General features: G+C 40.1%; 9 protein-coding genes and 6 tRNA genes. 11 read left to right on the plus strand and 4 right to left on the minus strand.

Annotation, left to right across the window (positions count from 1 at the left end):
- Positions 1–24: 24 nt before the first annotated feature.
- Entirely contained in the window at positions 25–4,749 is a 4,725-nt protein-coding gene (locus V6R21_RS20860) for a translocation/assembly module TamB domain-containing protein (protein ID WP_334245493.1), read from the minus strand.
- Positions 4,750–5,031: 282 nt separating this feature from the next.
- Here V6R21_RS20860 and tsaD point away from each other — a divergent pair, with 282 nt between their 5' ends.
- The 4 genes from tsaD (at position 5,032) to V6R21_RS20880 (ending at position 9,338) form a co-directional block, all read left to right on the plus strand.
- A complete protein-coding gene (gene tsaD / locus V6R21_RS20865; protein WP_334245494.1) occupies positions 5,032–6,051 on the plus strand; it encodes a tRNA (adenosine(37)-N6)-threonylcarbamoyltransferase complex transferase subunit TsaD in 1,020 nt (339 codons plus the stop codon).
- A 265-nt stretch (positions 6,052–6,316) separates the two neighbouring features.
- Positions 6,317–6,880, plus strand: a complete 564-nt coding sequence (locus tag V6R21_RS20870) for a hypothetical protein (RefSeq protein WP_334245495.1) — start codon at positions 6,317–6,319, stop codon at positions 6,878–6,880.
- Positions 6,881–7,330: 450 nt separating this feature from the next.
- Positions 7,331–8,146, plus strand: coding sequence for a prolipoprotein diacylglyceryl transferase (lgt, locus tag V6R21_RS20875; RefSeq protein ID WP_334245496.1), 816 nt, complete (start codon positions 7,331–7,333; stop codon positions 8,144–8,146).
- 16 nt (positions 8,147–8,162) lie between these two features.
- Positions 8,163–9,338, plus strand: a complete 1,176-nt coding sequence (locus V6R21_RS20880) for an NAD(P)/FAD-dependent oxidoreductase (RefSeq protein ID WP_334245497.1) — start codon at positions 8,163–8,165, stop codon at positions 9,336–9,338.
- Here the strand turns inward: V6R21_RS20880 and mgtE are convergent.
- Positions 9,274–10,623, minus strand: coding sequence for a magnesium transporter (gene mgtE, locus V6R21_RS20885; RefSeq protein WP_334245498.1), 1,350 nt, complete (start codon positions 10,621–10,623; stop codon positions 9,274–9,276). The genes V6R21_RS20880 and mgtE overlap by 65 nt on opposite strands.
- A gap of 276 nt (positions 10,624–10,899) precedes the next feature.
- Positions 10,900–11,295, minus strand: a complete 396-nt coding sequence (locus tag V6R21_RS20890; protein WP_334245499.1) for an START-like domain-containing protein — start codon at positions 11,293–11,295, stop codon at positions 10,900–10,902.
- 366 nt (positions 11,296–11,661) lie between these two features.
- On the opposite strand from V6R21_RS20890, the gene V6R21_RS20895 reads away from it, so the two are divergent.
- The 6 genes from V6R21_RS20895 (at position 11,662) to V6R21_RS20920 (ending at position 12,310) form a co-directional block, all read left to right on the plus strand.
- Positions 11,662–11,735: transfer RNA gene (locus V6R21_RS20895), tRNA-Met, on the plus strand.
- A gap of 43 nt (positions 11,736–11,778) precedes the next feature.
- Positions 11,779–11,852: transfer RNA gene (locus V6R21_RS20900), tRNA-Met, on the plus strand.
- 50 nt (positions 11,853–11,902) lie between these two features.
- Positions 11,903–11,976, plus strand: a tRNA-Met gene (locus tag V6R21_RS20905).
- A gap of 38 nt (positions 11,977–12,014) precedes the next feature.
- A tRNA-Met gene (locus V6R21_RS20910) sits at positions 12,015–12,088 on the plus strand.
- A gap of 38 nt (positions 12,089–12,126) precedes the next feature.
- Positions 12,127–12,200 (plus strand) — tRNA-Met (locus V6R21_RS20915).
- Positions 12,201–12,236: 36 nt separating this feature from the next.
- Positions 12,237–12,310 (plus strand) — tRNA-Met (locus tag V6R21_RS20920).
- Positions 12,311–12,444: 134 nt separating this feature from the next.
- Here the strand turns inward: V6R21_RS20920 and V6R21_RS20925 are convergent.
- A complete protein-coding gene (locus V6R21_RS20925) occupies positions 12,445–15,597 on the minus strand; it encodes a hypothetical protein (protein ID WP_334245500.1) in 3,153 nt (1,050 codons plus the stop codon).
- A 564-nt stretch (positions 15,598–16,161) separates the two neighbouring features.
- Here V6R21_RS20925 and V6R21_RS20930 point away from each other — a divergent pair.
- Entirely contained in the window at positions 16,162–18,351 is a 2,190-nt protein-coding gene (locus V6R21_RS20930; RefSeq protein WP_334245501.1) for a glutamine synthetase III family protein, read from the plus strand.
- Positions 18,352–18,362: the final 11 nt, after the last annotated feature.

Raw genomic sequence — 18,362 nt, forward strand, 5'->3', positions numbered from 1 at the left:
CGTATTATTCGGTTTTTGTTCCGTTTATTTTTCTTGGTTTTTGGTAACAGGTACTGTCTCCTTTTCCTCTTGCTTATTTTCTTCCTTCTGCTCTTCTAAAGGGGGTACCGTCTCATCATTTGTCTTCCGATCAGCCTTCCGCTTGGCTTTCTCTTTTCTCTCCAGCTCCTTGATCTTCTCCTTCAGCTCATTCTCTTCTTTTTTCTTCTTCTTATTCTTCCCGAATATATCAGATAAGGTATTGAAACTCTTTGTATGCAGAATACTCGCACCTGTTGTGGTATTACCTTCCAATCCTGAGTAGATTTGCTCATTATGACGCTGGTAAAACTTAGCCCTGAAGTTACCTTGAGGAGTCAAAGCTACTTCCACAGTCCAGTCTCCCAATATACTTGCGGCATCCGTTTCATTTTTACTGTTTGTAAAACCACCGTCTCTTGAAATCCTGACCCTACCCTGCAAGAAAGTATAGGTAAATCTGAGTTGAAGTGCTTTCCATGCCTCTTCATCCAATCCATTCAGATCTAGGTCAATCTCAAAGTTTTCATCCACCTGAGACAACATGTAGCTAAGCTGATTGGACAAGAGTTCACTCACACTATTACCTGCCGACGTTGTAAATCCTCCGAAATTATTCTCAGGAGCCAAACGCTTCATTACAATCAAGCTGAAAACCTGTCTGTTCAATTCTTGTTCGTCATTTTGGAGCCTCTGCCTATATGCCTGCACATAACTATCCATTGGAATGGTACCTTGCGACGTCACAATGGTATTAGGATAATCCTGAATCTCTATATCAAAATCAAGTTGTGGTCTTGAGATTTTTCCGGACATATCCAGCAATACATTTACAGGATACCTCCTCTTTACCTCAGGCGCATTTAAAATAATACTATCTGCATCTGTTATAATCGGAGACAAGGATACTTTCTGTTCATATGCTGCAGTAATGTTCAGTTCAGCACCATATGGATCCCCTGCCCATGTAATAGATGAGTTAGGCTCAATACTGAATCGCTTATCCAACAAATTGAAGTCCGCCATTCTCATTGTAAAGTTGTAGGCACCTTTCAGGATTTCCACTTTGCCAAACATGGTAAGGTCTCCTTGAGGGGTCATACTCATTTGTAACTTCCCTACTCCATTACCACGAATGATATCTCCTGATTTTTTATCAAATATCAGTTCACAATAAGCTTCTTGGGTCAACTCAATATCCATATCCAACTTGAGGGAGAATGAATCCGTAGCCCTGCTGTTACTGATATCAACCACTGTCTTGTCTTCTGATATTTTATTTGAGTCATAGTAACGAATATATGACTGGTCTTCTACTACCCCATCATCACTAAGTGGGATAAATATCTTTGTATTCTTTTCCGTCTTACCTGAAATGCTCAAAGACATATCATCAAAACTACCAGCCAGTTTCACTGTTCCGGTACCGAATACATTTCCATAGAATTCACCATTGTCTTTCTCAGTAGTGTTTAAGCCTTGGAAGTTTTGCATTCGGGCATTGATATCAAGCCTGAAATTGTCAAAGTCCTTGTAGTAAACACCTCCATTGACATAGCAATAGTTGTCATAATTATCTATAAGCCTCAAGTTCTTTCCATAAATCCCATTTGACCTGATATAGATTTTATCACTGAAATGGTAACGAACTTTGGTATAGTTAAGTAAGAAACTACCATTGGCGATATAGGCATCTCCCCATAATATTGGATCTTCCAAACTACCCTTGATGTTTACAAGACCGATCAGTGTCCCTTCCAGATTTGATACTACATCCTTAGAAAAGGATTCTGCAATTTTCAGGTCTGCACCATCCAGAATCATTGTCATATCCAACATGCGATCCTTTGGTGCTGTAGGCTCATAACTACCTGACAGCTTCAGTACTTTTCGCTCATTTCGGGTCAAAGAGGCCTCAACTGAAAATCGTTTGTTAATACCATCCCACTCAGAATCACCTTTTAGGTTTCCGACAAAGTAGTCATCTACATATACATCATCGACACTGACCTCTCCCAGCATCCGTGGGTGTTGATACAAATCCTCAAATTCAGCATTGATATTTAGCTGTCCCCTAAAAGAATATCCCAATACCCTTTCCAAAATCCCTAAGTCAAACTTATGAATATTCAGCTTCAGCTTTTTCTGATAATCTTCAGAAATAAAACCATTGGCATAAAGGTATTTTTCTCCACTTTCAAACCCTAAATCATCAATCTTAACCTCACCATTGTAGCCTAAAATGATACGGTTTTTCCGTCCAAAATCATTACTCCAATTGTTATCCATCAACCTGAACTTTGACTCAGGAAAGTCCAGAACCATGCTGTCCTTATAGAAAATAAGTTCTGAAAGAAACTCCAAACGGTCTCCTGAAGAAGGATGCTCAATAACGGCATCCATATTGAAGAGGGAATCTATATTGGAGGAAGTCATAGTTAGGTTGGCTAGCTTTACCCCTTCAAAATCCTGCTTATCAGATTTGGCATCCATCTGAAAATCAACATTCCTTTTCCCTTTTTCCTTCGCAACGGCCATTCCTACATAGTTACCCAAAAACTGGTAGTCTCCCCACTGCAAGGAATCTGCATCAATTTCTAGGTTCAGGTAGTCAAGTTTTCCGGTATGGAATCCCCCTCTGGCTTCCAGATTTCTTGACAAGAGCAATGTAGAATCAAATAGGTGGATAAGCTTGTTCAGGTCCTTGTTCTTCAGCTCAAAGGACATGTTGTATTGTTCGATATCTGTTAGCTCCTTATGTAGGTCTAGCACCATATCTACTTTTTCAGTATCTGCCCTCGCATTCTCCAACAATTGGTTTATAAGCTTATAAAGATCGCTGATTACTGTATTCAGTTCGTATTGCCCTGATGCCTTAAACGTGGCAAAGTCTGAATCAAACAAGACATTCCTGTCTCCGGTTTCTTTATTATGATCGGTAGATATATCAAATTCATCAATCAGCACCTCGTACCCTTTCCTGAATAACTTGGAGTCTACCATCCGTACCGTTCCATCCAAGGAACCCCATTGGGTACCATCAAAATCTGCAATTATATGGGACTTAATACCTAATGTTGAATCCATTAAGTGGAGCACTTTCAAATCAGGTGCATCCAGCTCAATCATTGTATTGAACTTATCCTTTTCAAAATCTGTGAGAGATTCAAAGGTCAGGTTAAGGTTTGGATCCTGAACAGTCGCATATACATCAAACTGCTTATTATTATAAATAAACTTTGGTACTGAAATATGCTTGTAGTCATATCCCTTAAGATTAATCCTTTCTATCTCTGCTCTTGAGTTCAATCGCAGCTTCTTCAGACTGTAGCCAACCCCATCAAACCTGACATAACCATCTACATCCTTGATTACTTCCTTCTGATCAAAGAAAGTCCCCAAGTCAAACCTATTCATAGACATCAAACCCTTGTACACCTCTTTATTCATATTGACATACATGTTAGGCTCTAGCCTTCCAAGAGATGTATCAAAAATGCCTTTCAATGTGAAATCACTCAGGTAACCTTTGAAGTCAGCATCTGCAATTGCTGTCGAACCGAGCAACCCAATTGTTTCATGACTGCTCGTAGGCGCATACTGATAAATATCTTTTGGCAAGTAGTATGTTCCTGCTTCCAGACGCAACTTCATATCAGTTGAATCTAATTCTGGAAAACCGCCAAATGAAAGGTCTCCGACTACCCGAGAACTGTCACCAAAAGAGATGTCCGCATTGATAAACTCAAAGTCACTAATTGTTCCATCAAATCGACCCGATATTTTGTAGCGGTCATTATAGGAATGAAGAAATGGCAAAAAACGAACAAGGTCGTCCGTTACAAAATCAGACCTATCCAGTGTTGCAGTCATACTGACACTGTCAAAAAATGATGAGAATGATTTATAGCTATCGTATTTGAAATCTAACTGGTCTTTTACTTTCAGTGTAGAAGATCGCCCCAGTTTCAGAAAGAGGTCACCAAAGGACATTCCCGTTTTGCAGATATAAAAGTCTGTATCCAGTTCATGGATCTTCACCTCGCTGCTGAGTTCATACCCTCTCAGGTCTCTAACATCCAAAGCAATGGTATCACCCACTACCCTGAAATTGGTCACCTCTCCATACAATTGATCAAATACCATATGGTACTGATCAAACTGCATTTTGTCAGCAGGAGCTTTTTCAGGAAAATGTAATTCATAGTGTCCTTGCTCCACATATGCCTTCCCGATGGAAAATGTCCCTGATTTACCTGAGCTATTTACTGAATCAGGCTTACCACTTAATGCATCGATCCATTCATCCATATTGGACAGGTTAGTGGTAGAGTCCTGTACCATAATCACCGATACATCCTTTAGCCATACTTTATCCAAGTGAATATCTCCATCATTCTGCACCAGCAGTTTGTACTCACAGTCCACCTTTAGCTCACCTACATCAATCAGCGGAACACCTTTCGTATCCATGATTTTCACACCATCCAATGCGATAAGGTCAAACCAATTGATAGACACCCCTTCAACTGTCGTTGGGAAGCCTGTCATCTCTGTCAAACGATTGGAAGCATATTGTACGAGGCGGGTCTGTACTGCGGGGTACTGAATCATAAGGTAAAAGAGCAACCAAAAAAACACGAGCAACACCCCCAGTTTACTGAGTGTTCTCACAATTCCTCCCAGAATTTCCTTACGCGTTATTTTGATATTTCTTAATTTTGTCCTCATTCAGCAATCTGAAGGTGAAAGCGGTTTTGGGCTTTCCATTTATTTGTATTCATTTCCCACAAGACAATGTACCTTGGACGAAATGACAACAAAATTAAACATTTTTAACCACGATCTGTGAATTATTGCGCTTCAAGTTCATGATTTCCTCATGAAAGATCTAGAAATGTTATCTACCTTGTCTTTTGTACATTCAAAATCAAGCGGATATGTGTTGCTAGCGCACAACAATAACGACAGACAAACTTAAAGGTTTCTTTTTCCTGAAAAGAATATTTAAAAATGAATCAAACGATTCTCGCTATAGAGTCTTCTTGTGATGAAACCTCAGCAGCCGTTGTACAAGGCGGAAAGGTCATCAGTAATATCGTTGCCACACAATCAGTACACGAGCAATATGGCGGTGTAGTGCCCGAATTAGCATCAAGGGCACACCAGAAGCATATTGTTCCTGTTATTGACCAAGCACTAAAACAGGCTGGTATCAAAAAGCAGGATCTGGACGCCATTGCGTTTACAAAAGGTCCAGGGCTTTTGGGAGCCTTACTTGTAGGTAGCTCATTTGCTAAGTCAATGGCACAGTCCCTTGGGATTCCACTGATTGGCATCAACCATATGCAAGCACACATTCTTGCCCATTTTATTGATGAGCCACACCCTAAGTTTCCATTCCTATGCCTTACTGTCAGTGGAGGACATACACAATTGGTTGTAGTTCATGACCACTTGACCATGGAAGTTGTTGGAGAAACACAGGATGATGCAGTAGGCGAAGCATTTGATAAAACGGCTAAAATTATAGGTTTACCATATCCAGGAGGACCTTTGATTGACAAATATGCTCAAGAAGGCAATCCATTGGCTTATGAGTTTCCGGATGTCAGTACGACAGGGCTTAACTTCTCTTTCAGTGGCATTAAAACAGCATTTCTGAACTTTTTAAGAAAAGAAGTACAAAAAGACCCTGACTTTATCAAAAACAACTTACCTGATATTTGTGCCAGCATCCAACATACCCTGATCCGAATTTTGCTCAAGAAGCTCAAGAAAGCAACAAAGCAATACAAGATCAGTGAGATTGCTATTGCAGGTGGTGTTTCTGCCAATTCAGGGCTTCGCAAGACCCTACAGGAGATGGGAAAAGAGAAAGGATGGAATGTGTATATTCCGAAATTTGAATACTGTACGGACAATGCTGCCATGATTGCCATCACTGCCCACTACAAGTATTTGAAAGGAGAATTTGAAGACCTAACGGTAACTTCAAACCCAAGATTGAAGTTCGAAGGAATCAATCAGTAGTTCATCAACAAACAGAAGAAGCGTGTAAGTTCTCACTTACACGCTTTTTTATGTCTACTCCATTCAAAAATTTTCTATCTGATATCGCCTACCATCTGAACCATTTGATTTATCATAACCTTTATGATTTAAACCCATCTTCCGTTGAAAAACGTAATAAAATTAAATAATTTATATGTGTACTCTTGGCCATACGCCTTGAATACTGATGAATCACGAACTGATTTCTCTTGTCGCGCTTTTCCAACCCTAACCATGTTAAGCAATGGCGGTAATTATTATAGTCTTCACAATTGTAGTAGCCGGAAGTCTTGGCTTCTTTCTGATGGAGCAATCCAGTAAACGGTATGCCAATGCTCTAAAGAAAATATCCAACACTGAGGTCATTGACATTATCAGGCAGCACAACGGACAAATTGGGATTGAGGACTTCGTGTCCAGTACAGGACTTAGCCGTGAAGACGCCAAATACAAACTGTCTGCAATGCTCTCCCAACGTATTCTATCCATTGAATACAATGACCGTTTTGAAACGGTTTATGCATTGAGTGATATTGTTAAAAGTGCTCTTTATGACGTCAACTCTACTTTTTATGCCTACAAAAGGGCTTTACACAGCATTCCTGATGCTGAAGTGATTCGAATAGCGGTAGAACAACATGGCCGAGTCACTCCCGCATCACTCTGCTTCAAAGCCAATATTAGTGCTGATGAAGCCAAAGTTCGACTGGAAGAACTTTACCAAAAAGGCATTTTTGAACTTGATGTGACTGAAAATGGTACACTTTGCTACCAACTTACTGACAAAGACCTTTACGAAGAATTATAAAACAGAATAATCAATCGACTTAAAAATCAAAGTCACAATATTATTTTACAGAAGTGTTTATTCACTTATTGTAAAATGATAATTTTCTTAGAATAAGAGGTATTATTTTTAGCTCAAACCCTTGCATTCATAGTGAATTATCCACTACTTTGTAATCAGGAAAAGGATTTCACACAGATGATTTCCTTAGTCTGATAAGTATGGAAATGAATTATTGATTTTGGTCACATCACGTAAAACAAGTACCGGAAAACCTTTGCCTTTTAGTCAAGGGTTTTTTTTATGCTTATTACTTTTTGATGAACTGTCGATATTTTAATTGTAATCCTAGTCTAATTTTTTGTACTGTTCCTATATTTGCTTTATTGCATATTTATTGCCGTTTTTGAAAATCATTTTGATAAATTATAAGGGAGTATTTAACTCCAAAAATTCCAATTATTTCTTGATATGGATATTCTAGCATTCATCGAATGGGCAGTGAAGCCTGAGATCATTTCCAAACCAATTGAGGTTAGATGGTACGGCCTTCTTTTTGCCCTAGGATTTTTTATTGGTCAGTCATTGATGACCAAAATTTACAAACAGGAAGGAAAACCGGAATCAGGTGTTGATTCCCTGACAATATATGTGTTGATCGCCACTGTTCTTGGTGCAAGACTAGGACACTGCCTTTTCTATGACCCTGACTATTACTTGGCTCACCCTGTTGAAATCCTAATGGTATGGAAAGGTGGATTAGCAAGTCACGGTGCAGCGATAGGTATTCTGATTGGTTTGTGGATGTACTCCAGAAAGTTCAATTACCATTTCCTTTGGGTTGTGGATAGAGTCGTGATTATGGTGGCCCTAGGCGGTGCCTTTATCCGATTGGGTAACCTGATGAACTCTGAGATTGTAGGTATCCCTACTGATGTACCTTGGGCTTTTATCTTCGAAAGACTTGGGGACAACACTCCTCGCCACCCAGTACAGCTTTATGAATCGCTGACTTACTTTGCCACTTTCGCTATCCTTTGGGGGATGTACAAGAAGTTCGGCACATCGTTGGCTCATGGCAGATTGTTTGGCGTATTTCTGATAATGGTCTTTGGCTCCAGAATTATATGGGAGATGTTCAAAGTTCATCAAGCTGGTTTCATGGAAGGTGTTGACTTGAGAATGGGGCAACTGCTTAGTATTCCTTTAGTACTGGCTGGCCTTTACCTGCTATTCAAATCAAACAAGGGTGATACTGTAGAACAAGAAAAGACAAAGATCGGATAGATAATCTAGTATCTACATGTACGATATCATCATTATAGGCGGAGGGCTTGCGGGATTAATCAGCAGCTTCCGCCTTTCTTTTTGGGGGTACAACGTGTTATTGATTGAAAAACAATCCTACCCCCTACATCGAGTTTGTGGCGAATACATTTCCAATGAAGTCAAGGACTTTATGGAGATGCATCAGCTTTTGCCCAATATTGAACTTCCTCAAATCAATGAACTAACTGTGTCAAGTCCTAATGGGAACCAGTTTCATATGCCCCTTGGTTTGGGAGGATTTGGCATCAGCAGGTTTACAATTGATCAGTACCTTTTTGAAAAGTCCAAGCAAGCAGGTACGACAGTTCTTCAAAACACAAAAGTCCATCACTTTGATTTTGATGGTAGTTTTTTCACAGTAAATACCACTAAAGGAGAATCTTTTCAGGCTCCATTACTGATTGGTGCATTTGGGAAACGCTCTCTGCTGGACAAGCAAATGAAAAGGCCGTTTATACAAAGTAAATCCCCATACATAGGCATCAAATACCATATCAAAAACCCCATTCCTACCAACCAAATAGCACTTCACAACTTCAAGGATGGGTATTGTGGCATTTCCAAAGTTGAAGAAGGGAAAACCAATTTGTGTTACCTATCAAGCAGACAAAACCTAAAAAAGTTTGGCTCTATTGAAAAAATGGAACAAGAAGTGCTTTTTGAGAACCCACACATCAGACAGATCTTTGAGGAATCTGAGTTTCTATTCGAAAAACCCATCGTCATCAATGAAATCTCTTTTTCTGCCAAATCCTGTATTGAGCAACATGTGATGATGGCTGGTGACTCAGCGGGCTTAATCACACCACTCTGTGGCAACGGCATGGCTATGGCCATCCACTCTGCCATCATATTGACTGACTTGATTGGTATTTATTTCAAGAAGGGTGAGAAGGTAAATAGGGAACAATTAGAAAATGCTTACCAACAAAAATGGCAGCAGGCTTTTGCCTTCAGACTTAATGCAGGCAGACAATTACAAAAGCTATTTGGTTCCAAGAAACTGACAAACCATACCGTCAATATATTAAAGCATTTACCTACGGTAAGTAAGTGGCTTGTCAGTCTCACACATGGAAAGCCTATTACATATGCAAAAGCACCTTTGCAACAGAAAAATAGACAGCCAAGCCAAGAAGGTCATTTGTAGTGGTAATAAAAGGCCCTGAAGCCAAGGCAGGGTTAATTCCAAACCTATCTAGAACAATAGGAGTAATTGTTCCCATAAAAGAAGCGAGCATCACGACACTGAACAGCGCAGCTGACACAACAAATGCCAATGAGCTATCTCCCAAAAAGTAATTAAATACAAAAACTAAGCCTGCAATCACCAATCCGTTAACAATAGCGACTAAAAGCACTTTAAAAAAACGCTCTGCCATTGTTTCCTGTACAGATGGACTACTAGCCATAGACTGTACAACAATGGTTGAAGACTGGATACCTACGTTACCGCCAGTTGCTGTAATCAATGGTATAAAGAAGGCCATTGCCGGAACAAGCGTTAACTCGTTTTCAAAGATGCCAATAAACTTGGCTCCCAACAAACCGCCGAACATTCCTACAATCAACCAAGGCAATCTCGCACGAGACATGGTAATGACACTATCATTGGGCTCTACGCTCTCAGAGATACCAGCCATTGCCTGCTGATCTATTTCTGCCTGCTCCGTGATTACGTCGACAATATCGTCAATGGTAATACGACCTTGTAACTTACCTTGTACATTCACTACAGGAATGACTTCAAGGTCATACTTCTGCATCAGTTCCGCAACCTCTTCCTCAGCCTGAAAAGTATTGACCATGGCGATCTCAGGTACATAAATGTCTTTGATCTTGGCCTCATCTTTTGCCAGAATGATTCTTTTCAATGAGACACGTCCTAACAGTACATCATGATCATCGACAACATATACAGTATAAATCTTATCTACTTTGGTTGCCTGCCTACGTATTTCTTCAATACACTGCAGTACGGTCCAGTTGACATTAGCCTTGATCAGCTCTTTTGCCATCAGACCACCAGCACAATCTTCATCATAATGAAGAAGCTCCAAGATGTTGTTTGCCTTCTCCTTGTCTTGCATATGGGAAAGCACCTCTTCCCTTACCTTTACAGGCTGCTCATTCAGGATATCTACGGCATCATCGGAATCAACATAATCAATATAGCGGAGAAGCTCTTTAGAAGAGAAGCTTTTGAGGAACTCAACACGAATATCTTCTTCCAGCTCACTAAGTACATCTGCACCAACCCTAGGACTTAACGAATCGAGAATATACCTACAGTCTTCTGTATTCAAATAATACAGCATCTCTGTAATATCGGCATAGTGCATCTCAGACAGCTCCTTTACTATAAAGTCTCTGTCTTCATTTCTGATGGCTGACTCAATTTGTTTGTAGTATTTTCTGGTGTGCTCAAATGACATACTCAGCTATTTTCAAAGTGTCGTTAGAATAAAATCCAGAAGCTAGACGCCTCTTCCCAATCTGCCATTCCATGTTTTATCCAGACAATACGAAATGCGTATGTGATAAATACCAAATGAAACAAATTGGAAAACCCTGACAAATTTTGTCAGGGTTATACTACAAATCTAGTTTTTTTAATATAGATAACAGAAAATAGCATAGATTTCCTGCGATCAATCCACAAAAAATCTATTATTTGAGCGCTTTCGAGTCAAATATGACGACAAATTGGGTTAAGCTCCTACTTGTTTCTTCAAATCATCAAAAAACTGCCCCCACATCTCATCAAGCTCAATCTCATCATCCATTTCTGAATAATCTATGACCTTTATAAAGGTAGATTGGGTAAGTTCATTATAATCCATCTTAAACTCTACATACGCCAGATCATGTTCGTCTGCCTCATTTACGGGATCAAATTGAAACTTGACATGCTGGTTGGTGCGCTTGATTACCATTCTTGCAGGTTTCAGCTCCCCTTGCCATTCAAAAACAAATTTCTTTTCTGATTCCATATTCACATCATCAGCAAACCACTCCTTCAAACCGGTAGCTGTTGAAAAGTATGGATATAACATATTGACAGAGGCATTCACCTCAAATTCTGTTGTGTATTTATACTTAGCCATAGAATTTTTGATAAAGTAATTCATACCGTCCAACACCGCGTTCTCTTCCTTCAGGCTGTGTTCAATTTACAATTTTCGATCAAACGAACAATACCAAGAATTAATACAAAGTATAACAAGCACGAAAGCCTTAGATAATCCTATATTTTTCTTTGCTTACTTAAACCGCTACCACCTTAAATGGAAAGAAAAGCCCCTCTTTTCATTTTTTTTCAAAAGAATTTTAAAAAAAATTACACGTGATTATTCATTCTAGCTCAATTAAATACATCAATTCTACAAAGGAATATTATCACTTTTCATAGTTTTTTCCCTATTTCCAACTTGCATATTTGCAGATAACCCCTCATATTTGCACACCGATTCGGCGAGGTAGCTCAGTTGGTTAGAGCGCAGGATTCATAACCCTGAGGTCACGGGTTCAACTCCCGTCCTCGCTACAACATACGGTATCGGCTTTTTTCTTTAACAGAAAACTTCTTTGGCGAGGTAGCTCAGTTGGTTAGAGCGTCGGATTCATAACCCGGAGGTCACGGGTTCAACTCCCGTCCTCGCTACAAACCGATATCGAAATCGTTCTTTTGAATAGTATAAGTGATCATAATTTGGCGAGGTAGCTCAGTTGGTTAGAGCGCAGGATTCATAACCCTGAGGTCACGGGTTCAACTCCCGTCCTCGCTACTATTTTATTTTCACTATTCTGTACAGAATCATTCTCTGGCGAGGTAGCTCAGTTGGTTAGAGCGCAGGATTCATAACCCTGAGGTCACGGGTTCAACTCCCGTCCTCGCTACTATTTTATTTTCACTATTCTGTACAGAAACACTCTCTGGCGAGGTAGCTCAGTTGGTTAGAGCGCAGGATTCATAACCCTGAGGTCACGGGTTCAACTCCCGTCCTCGCTACTATTCATTTTTACTATTCAATACAGAACATTCTCTGGCGAGGTAGCTCAGTTGGTTAGAGCGCAGGATTCATAACCCTGAGGTCACGGGTTCAACTCCCGTCCTCGCTACTACTTAAAAGTCCTCAATTACCATGTGTAATTGAGGACTTTTTTTTGCCATAAAATTCCACTCACCATTAATAAAACAAAAGAGGGTCAATTCAATACAGAATTGACCCTCTTTTTATTTTTATCGGTTTGCCTTATTTCCCCTCATACAAGGTAGTTTCAGCCCATTTGTAACCAGATTCATTTTGAGCTTTATCCTTAAAGCGGACATACACTCTCTTAAGTCCCGGCCCTGGAGGCAAATCCCAGCTCAGCACAGGGTTGTATGGCTGCCACAATGCTCCATCATCAAATGTTGGAGAGTTAGAGACCTGCATCATATCTACATCGCCTCTTGCTTGAATACTCAAGGTTACACGGTTGTTATCAACAGCAGTTGCCCCATCATTGATTTTCACAAACTGTGGTATTGGAGGTGTTGTATCTAGGATAATTTTCGCTTCAGCAATTGCTGACTCATTTCCTGCATCATCCCTGAACTTCACATAAACATATTTAGCTCCATCCCTTGACGCTACAATTCTCCACTTTTTCTCTTCACCATAAGGCTCCCATTTAACATTTGTACGGAAGTAACGGTCGTTTGAAACAACCATATCTTTTGCTCCTTCTGCCGAAATGGTCAGCACTACTTCACCTGATTTCTCACTTGTGAATTCCTCACCATTATTGATTACGATAGATTCTCTAACTGGCTCCTGACGATCCAGAATAATCGAACTAGTTTGACCTGGAGTAGTTTCGTTACCTGCGTCATCACTGAACTTGTAATAAACTACCTTCTTGCCATCTTCTTCAGCATCCAGATAGTAATCGTAAACAACATCCTGATACTTTTGCCATTCAGCATTTTCAAATGAATTGCTGTTGCTCAACATCATTTTGGTTGCTCCTCTAGCAGTTATTCTCAGCGTCACTTTACCATCTACATCAGTACAATACTTATCATCTCTCTTGTTGATGTAAACATAACCACCTTCAGGAGCTGATGTATCGACACCAATTTTTGCATATACTGGTTTGGAAACGTTACCAACAGCATCTCTGTATCGAACAAAAATCATTTTAACTCCATCACCTCCACCTAACATATACTCCATTGTAGGTTTGAATGGTATCCATTCAGCTTCTGTAAAGTTATGGCTTCTTGAAAGCTGCATCTCTTTAGCATTCACTGCTGCAAGTTCTAGAATTACCTTATTGGAATTACTCAACTTGCTATTTTCGTTGATAGCGATTGTTCCTTCATATGGTGGTTTTGTATCAAGCAAAATACTGTCACCAACAACCTTAGAAATATTGCCTGCCTCATCTTGGAAGAAAGCATATACACTTCTTACACCATCTCCACCTGCAAGTTTCCATCCTATATTATATGGATTGTAACCTCTCCAAGGATATTTACTCATATCAGGCGTATGACCAATTTTCATTTTGACCGCATCTTTTGCCGTCACTTTCACCTGAACAGCTTTGTCAGGGTTATTGGTCACTTCAGCACCTTTGTTAATCAGAATTGAGATATTCTGAGGAGGCTCTCTGTCCAACATAATATTGTCAGAAACAGGCTGAGATTCATTTCCTGCTATATCCTTATACTTGACAAATACTGTCTTAAGTCCATCATCTCCCTCAAGTTGCCACTTGGCAAACTCACTGTATGGTTTCCATTCAGCACCATTGAAAGTAGGGTCATTACTGATCATCACAAAGTCTGCATGACGGGCAAACAAGCTCAAGCCAACATTCTTTTCTTTATCAGTTGCAAATGGCGCTTGATTATCAATCACTACCTTACAGTCAATTGGCGGCTCATTATCTACAATCACCTGATCTCTTACAGTCTCAGAAACGTTACGGGCACGGTCCATGTACTTCACATAAACAGAACGTCTACCATCACTGTCCGACTCATCAAGGTGCCAGTCAGATACTTTAGGTCTATATGGCTGCCAAGTTGCACCGTAGAATGAGCTCACATTTGAGATCATCATGAAAAGTGCATCCTCTACATGAAGCTCCAAGTCAACCACTTTCCCTTCATCTTTCAGGATAGCAATCTTATTTTCTTCATCATAAACGGCATTCTCAGATACGATTTTAACACCAGGGCTACTTGGAGGTGTTGAGTCCAGTTTAACTGAAGCAAAATATACTTCAGACTCATTCCCTGCCTGATCCCTAAATTTCACATAAACCGTTTTCTCACCATCACCTTCAGTAAAAGTCCATGTTGGGACTATCTGACGGTAAGGTTGCCAATCCGCTCCCGAGAAGCTTTCATTATTGGAAACCATCATTTCTGTGGCTCCCTGAACAAACAGCTGAATAGGCTGCTTTGTATTACTTTCTATATAGCGCTTTCCTTTGTTGATAATCACCTTACCAAACTGAGGAGGTGTTTTATCAATAAAGATACTTGCTCTAGCAACACCAGAAACGTTACCCGCCTCATCCATAAAACGTGCGAAAACCACTTTCTCACCGTCTGAACTTGGCAACAACCATTCAACTTCTTCTTGGTAAGCAACCCAACCTTCTCCACCTCTGATCTGCATTTGGGTAGCCCCTTTAGCATGCAGTTGAAGTTTCACCTGATTGTCCTTGGCAAACTTTTCTCCATTATTGATCTTAACACTTGTCTCAAGTGGTGGCGTAAAATCCAATATGATAGAAGCAGTCACCGTCTCAGAAACGTTACCAGCAGCGTCTTTATACTGAACAAAGACCTCCTTTTTCCCTTCAATACCGATCAACCTATAATTATTGATGGTTTCATTATAAGGAGCCCATGCAGCACCATGAAAGTCCGGCCTGCCCGATATTTTCATATAAGAAGCATCTTCAGCACCAAGCATCAAGCTTACTACCCTACCCTTATTATTAGTATAAGGCATACCTCCATTGATCATAACGGATGGGTTTTGCGGTGGTGTTCTGTCCAGTTCAATGTCATAAGAGATAACAGAGGAAACATTTCCTCTTCCATCCTTAAACATGACATAGACAAATTTCACCCCATCGCCTTCGCCTCTACCGACCAATGGAAAGCTTCTTTTTTCTGATGAAAAAGGTTCCCACACAACACCACGAAAGCTTTCATCTCTACTCACTTTCATATGGGTTGCTCCATTCGCTCTGATTTGGATGTCTACTTTCCCTTCTGGATGATTGAATATTCTGGCGCCCCTCTCTACAGAAATCGCACCAGTCAAGCCTTCCTGCGCTGTTTGAGCAGAAGCTTGCCAAGTCATCAGAAGAAAAAGAATTATGAATCGAATTCTCATAATAGTTATATGCTGAAAGTTTTTAGCCTGCTATTGATAAAGGCTTCAAAAAAACAGATTCATGCTCTGACTTTAACTGAAAAAGTTAGTCTTCAATCTTAATCACCAACTACTCCTCTAAAACTTACCTATTGTTTTCCAACCATTTAGGTAATTTTCTCTTCAAAAAGTCTGTTAAAGCACTCTTAGGTTCATTCCTACTAACGCCTTTTATTTACAGATATTGAGTAGAATATCAAGGAAATTGTATTCTTTAAAGATTCAATATATTTTGGATATCTTCTACAAATAGTTGAATTTTCTTAATAAATTTTAACGAAAACCTTACCTAAAGCAGTATATCATAGGGTTTTAATTTATAAAGTTGATATACACGCTCACTTCCCTATCAAAAACCGCCGCTTTTCTTCTCTTTACCATATGTTAAATCCCAATAAGATGATATTTCTCAGTTAATCCTGAAAATAGGGGCATGTTTCAACCCATAAATGGCAAAATATCACTATTCATTTTAACTTTGACTTCATAGATAGAGCTATAATTTTATATTCTAACAATTCCAGTATGGCAACACAAAGATTCAAAGCACTTGAATTGGTTTCACAACGCAAGCCACATGATGTAACCCCTCCTTCGTCAAAAGTATCCGAATACTTCGGAGTCAACACTTTTGACACTCGCATGATGAAGCAGATGCTTTCATCTGATGTTCTAGACAGTCTCACAAACGCCATAGAAAAAGGTGAGAAAATCAATGAATATGTAGCAGATGCTGTAGCCTCAGCCATGAAAACATGGGCTATCAGCAAGGGGGCAACTCATTACACGCACTGGTTCCAGCCACTAACAGGCTCAACAGCTGAAAAGCACGATGCCTTTTTTGAGTTAGCAGCTGATGGTACCCCAATGGAGAAGTTCAAAGGCAGTGCGCTTGTAAGACAAGAGCCAGACGCATCTTCATTCCCTAGTGGAGGGTTAAGACAAACATTTGAAGCCAGAGGATATACCGCTTGGGACCCTACTTCACCTGCTTTTCTGATTGAAAGTGGTAAAAGCAAGACCCTTTGTGTTCCGACCATATTCGTTTCATACACTGGCGAAGCACTTGACAACAAGGCTCCTCTCCTGAAAGCACTTGAGAGAGTAGACCGTGCAGCCACTGAGGTATGCCAATACTTTGATAAGAACGTAACGAAAGTAATTGCAACACTTGGCTGTGAGCAAGAGTTTTTCCTTGTTGACAAAGCGATGGCACAAGCCCGTCCTGACCTTATGCTAAGTGGTAGAGCTTTATTTGGCAGAAAACCACCTAAAGGACAGCAACTTGATGACCATTACTTTGGTTCTATTCCTTTAAGGGTTCAGCGTTACCTGCAAGACCTTGAAATTGAAGCTTACAAATTGGGTATTCCTATCACTACTCGCCATAACGAGGTTGCTCCTAGCCAGTTTGAGGTAGCACCAGTGTTTGAGGAAGTAAATGTAGCCAATGACCACAACGCCCTATTGATGGACGTGATGGAAAAAGTAGCTCAGTTCCACAACTTCACTGTACTGTTCCACGAAAAGCCATTTGCGGAATTGAACGGTTCGGGTAAGCACAACAACTGGTCACTTTCTACAAATACAGGAAAAAACCTGCTTTCACCTAGCACTAAAGCTAAGGAAAACCTTCAATTCCTTACGTTCTTTGTCAACACACTGAAAGCTGTACATGATTACTCTGACCTGCTAAGAGCAAGTATCGCATCGGCAGGCAACGACCATAGACTTGGCGCTAACGAAGCTCCTCCTGCAATTATCTCTGCCTTTATTGGTTCTCAACTGACAGCCATCCTTAACGAACTGGAACACAATGGTGATGTAAAAGTTGACAAAGGAGATAATGTTTACATGAAACTTGGCATTGACAAGATTCCTCCAATCTTACTGGACAATACAGACAGAAACAGAACATCTCCATTTGCATTCACTGGTAACAAGTTTGAGTTCAGAGCAGTAGGTTCTTCTTCAAACAACGCTGCACCGATGACTGTCCTGAATACTATTGTTGCTAGACAGCTTGAAGAATTCAAGATTGCGGTTGACAAACAAATCGAAAAAGATGTCAAGAAAGAAGTTGCGATCATCAATGTATTGAGAGAGTATATTTCTTCTTCAAAAAACATCCTGTTCGAAGGAAATGGTTACAGCGAAGAATGGGTAAAAGAAGCTAAGAAACGTGGCTTGCCAAACGTAAAGTCAACGCCTAAAGCTTTGGATGCCATGGTTTCCAAAAAAGCCGTGACGCTTTACAAGAAAATGGACATCATGACTGAGTCTGAACTTCATGCCCGCCATGAGGTGATGCTTGAAAACTACGTCCTTACATTGCAGATAGAGTCTCGCATAATGGCTGACATTGCCAAGAACCACATCGTTCCTACGGCAATTATGTACCAAAACCACCTGATTCAAAATGTAAAAGGCCTGAAAGAAATTGGTCTCGACGATGAGACACAGGAAGTGGTTACTACTATTAGAGCAATCTCTAAGCACATAAGTGAGATCAAGCGCCTGTCACACGAAATGACGCAAGAACGCAAACGTATCAATGCTATTGAGGATTCTCGTGAAAAAGCAGTTGCTTATGATGAGGACATCAAGACTAAGTTCTTTGACGAGCTTAGATGGCACTGTGACAAGCTTGAGACAATGGTAGACGATGAGATTTGGCCAATGCTGAAATTCAGAGAAATGCTATTCTTAAGATAAGCATAGAACTA

The organism is Limibacter armeniacum, assembly GCF_036880985.1.
In the GTDB taxonomy this organism is placed as follows: domain Bacteria; phylum Bacteroidota; class Bacteroidia; order Cytophagales; family Flammeovirgaceae; genus Limibacter; species Limibacter armeniacum.